Source organism: Campylobacter sp. BCW_6464, assembly GCF_001762775.1.
In the GTDB taxonomy this organism is placed as follows: Bacteria; Campylobacterota; Campylobacteria; order Campylobacterales; family Campylobacteraceae; genus Campylobacter_D; species Campylobacter_D jejuni.
The window spans coordinates 8,273-11,074 of sequence record NZ_MJXM01000082.1 but is presented as its reverse complement, the minus strand read 5'-3'; the positions used below and the strand labels follow the sequence as shown (position 1 = coordinate 11,074).

The window sequence follows — 2,802 nt, the reverse complement described above, 5'->3', positions numbered from 1 at the left end:
TTTGGGAAAATATTTTTTCCCAAAAAGAATGGGGGAAATACCCTAGCGAAAATTTAATCCGTTTTATTGCAAAGAATTTTTACAATGTTAAAGATAGAAGTAAAATAAATATACTAGAATTAGGACTTGGCACAGGTGCTAATCTTTGGTTTTGCGCTAAAGAAGGTTTCAGTGTTAGTGGCATAGAATGGAGTAAAACGGGAGTAGAAAGATTTAAGCAATGTCTAGAAAATGAAAATTTAAATCACCGTATACAAGAAATTAAAATTGGAGATTATGAACAAAAACTTGATGAATTTGAAGATGAAAGTTTTGATGCTATTATTGATAATTGTTCACTCTGTTGCAATAATTTTGAAAAAACAAAGAAAATTTTCAATAAAGCCATCATGAAATTAAAAATAAATGGAAAATTCTTTTCTAGCACAATATCTAAAGGTATTGAAGGATATGACAATACGAATGATGATTTTCAACTTCCAAAGAGTGGTATTTATACTCATGTAGGAATGATTAGATATTCAAACAAAAAAGATCTTAAAAAGTTATACAAAAATAAATATTTTAAATGGATAAAACTACAAACACAAAGCCTTGAAGCTGACAACAAATTAATTGACAAATTATTTATCATAGAAGGAGAAAGGATTTAATTAATGAAATATTTTATGGGGGGGGGTACATCAATAACTCCTATAAGGAGTGGAAGATGAGTAGAATTTCTTTAGAAAATTATTTGCAAGTTCACAATCGTTATTCTTGCTTATCAAATGATATTTATCTTAACAAAAAATATGCTGAACTTTATGGAGAAACATTTGATTTCTCGTATAGTAAAAATGGATTTGTATTTAAGGTTATAGCCATAAAGGAAAAAATAGAGAATTCTCAATTTTATGATTTGCAAAGTCCTTATGGATATGGTGGAATATATTGCAATTCTCAAAATGAAGACTTCATCAAAGAAGCTTTAAAAGCTTTAAAAACAGAAGCTTTTAAACAAAACATCATTGCTTTTTTTATCCGATTTCATCTTTTTGATGAAAATCTAAAAATATATTCAAAACTTTTACCTTTTTTTACCAAAAGTAGAGAAACCATCATTGTAAACACAGAAAAAGCTATTGATAATATTCGTATGAATTATAGCCCTAGAATAAGATCTTATGTCAAAAAAGCTAGAGAAGAATTGCAAATAAATTTTGCTACAAAAAAAGATTATAAAGATTTTTTTACATTATATAGTAAAACTATGCAAAGAAACCAAGCGGATAAATTTTATTATTTTAGCGAAAATTATTTTCAAAAACTCTTTGATTTTAACGAAAGTAAAATACTAAAAGCAAGTTTAAATAATAAAATTCTTGCCTATGCATCATTTTTTCTTTGTGGAGATTTTTCTTATTATCATTTAAGTGCCAATGTTTTAAAATCCAATGCCAATGCAGCTTTATTAGATTTCTTTTTTGAATATGCAAGTAACAATAATTCCAAATTTTGTTTCTTGGGTGGAGGAGTTCAAGATAACGATACGCTTTACAAATTTAAAGAAAAATTTTCTACTATAAATGCAAGTTTTTATATAGGTGGTATAGTTTTTAATCAGAAAGAATATAACCAAATTTGTAAAAATTTTAGTAATAATAAATTTTTAAAATACCGATATTAAAAAATAATATCTAGAATATTTGTATTAATTCTAATTAAGGAAAACTATGAAAAAAACTCTCATCATCGCAGAAGCAGGAGTCAATCACAATGGTGATTTAAATTTAGCTAAAAAGTTAATAGAAATCGCAGCTAACTCAGGGGCTGATTTTGTTAAATTTCAAAGTTTTAAAGCCAAAAACTGTATCAGCACAAAGGCTAAAAAAGCACCCTATCAGCTTAAAACCACAGCTAACAATGAGAGCCAGCTTCAAATGGTGCAAAAACTTGAACTCGATCTTAAAGCTCATAAAGAACTTATCTTGCACGCAAAAAAATGCAATATCACCTTTCTTTCTACTCCTTTTGATCTTGAAAGCGTAGATCTTTTAGATGAGTTAGGTTTAAAAATCTTTAAAATTCCAAGCGGAGAAATCACCAATCTACCCTATCTTAAAAAAATTGCAAAGCTTAATAAAAAAATCATACTCTCAACAGGCATGGCAAATTTAGGCGAGATAGAAGAAGCTTTAAATGTACTTTGCAAAAACGGTACTAAACGCCAAAACATCACTCTTTTACACTGCACCACAGAATACCCTGCCCCTTTTAATGAAGTCAATCTTAAAGCCATGCAAAGCTTAAAAGATGCTTTTAAGCTTGATGTGGGTTATTCTGATCACACTCAAGGCATACACATTTCTCTAGCTGCTGTGGCCTTAGGAGCTTGTGTGATAGAAAAGCATTTCACTCTAGATAAAAATATGCCAGGGCCTGATCATAAAGCAAGCCTAGAACCTCATGAACTAAAAATGCTTTGCGCTCAAATAAGACAAATACAAAAGGCTATGGGTGATGGCATAAAAAAAGCAAGCAAAAGCGAACAAAAAAATATCAACATAGTAAGAAAAAGTTTAGTGGCCAAAAAAGACATCAAAAAAGGAGAGATTTTTAGCGAAGAAAATCTTACCACCAAACGCCCTGCAAATGGTGTAAGTGCTATGAGATATGAAGAGTTTTTGGGTAAGATTGCTACTAAAAACTACAAAGAAGATGAGCTTATCCGTGAGTAAAAGAAAAATTTGTATAGTCAGTGCAACAAGGGCTGAATGGTATCTTTTAAGAAATTTATGTCATGAAATTCAAAATGATAAA

Annotated in this window: 3 protein-coding genes; all 3 read left to right on the top strand. The window is 29.3% G+C overall.

Features of this window, described 5'->3' with window-relative positions; genetic code table 11:
• On the top strand, positions 1-653 hold a 653-nt coding region (locus AJ885_RS09600; RefSeq protein ID WP_070281225.1), incomplete at its 5' end, for a class I SAM-dependent methyltransferase.
• A gap of 56 nt (positions 654-709) precedes the next feature.
• Complete coding sequence (locus AJ885_RS09595; protein WP_070281223.1) at positions 710-1,669, top strand: hypothetical protein; 960 nt, start codon at positions 710-712, stop codon at positions 1,667-1,669.
• A 46-nt stretch (positions 1,670-1,715) separates the two neighbouring features.
• Entirely contained in the window at positions 1,716-2,720 is a 1,005-nt protein-coding gene (gene legI / locus AJ885_RS09590) for a N,N'-diacetyllegionaminate synthase (protein WP_070281221.1), read from the top strand.
• The last annotated feature ends 82 nt before the right edge of the window (positions 2,721-2,802 follow it).

Coding starts and splice junctions, on each gene's coding strand:
- AJ885_RS09595 (WP_070281223.1), top strand. CDS start 710: ATGAGTAGAATTTCTTTAGAAAATTATTTGCAAGTTCACAATCGTTAT.
- legI (WP_070281221.1), top strand. CDS start 1,716: ATGAAAAAAACTCTCATCATCGCAGAAGCAGGAGTCAATCACAATGGT.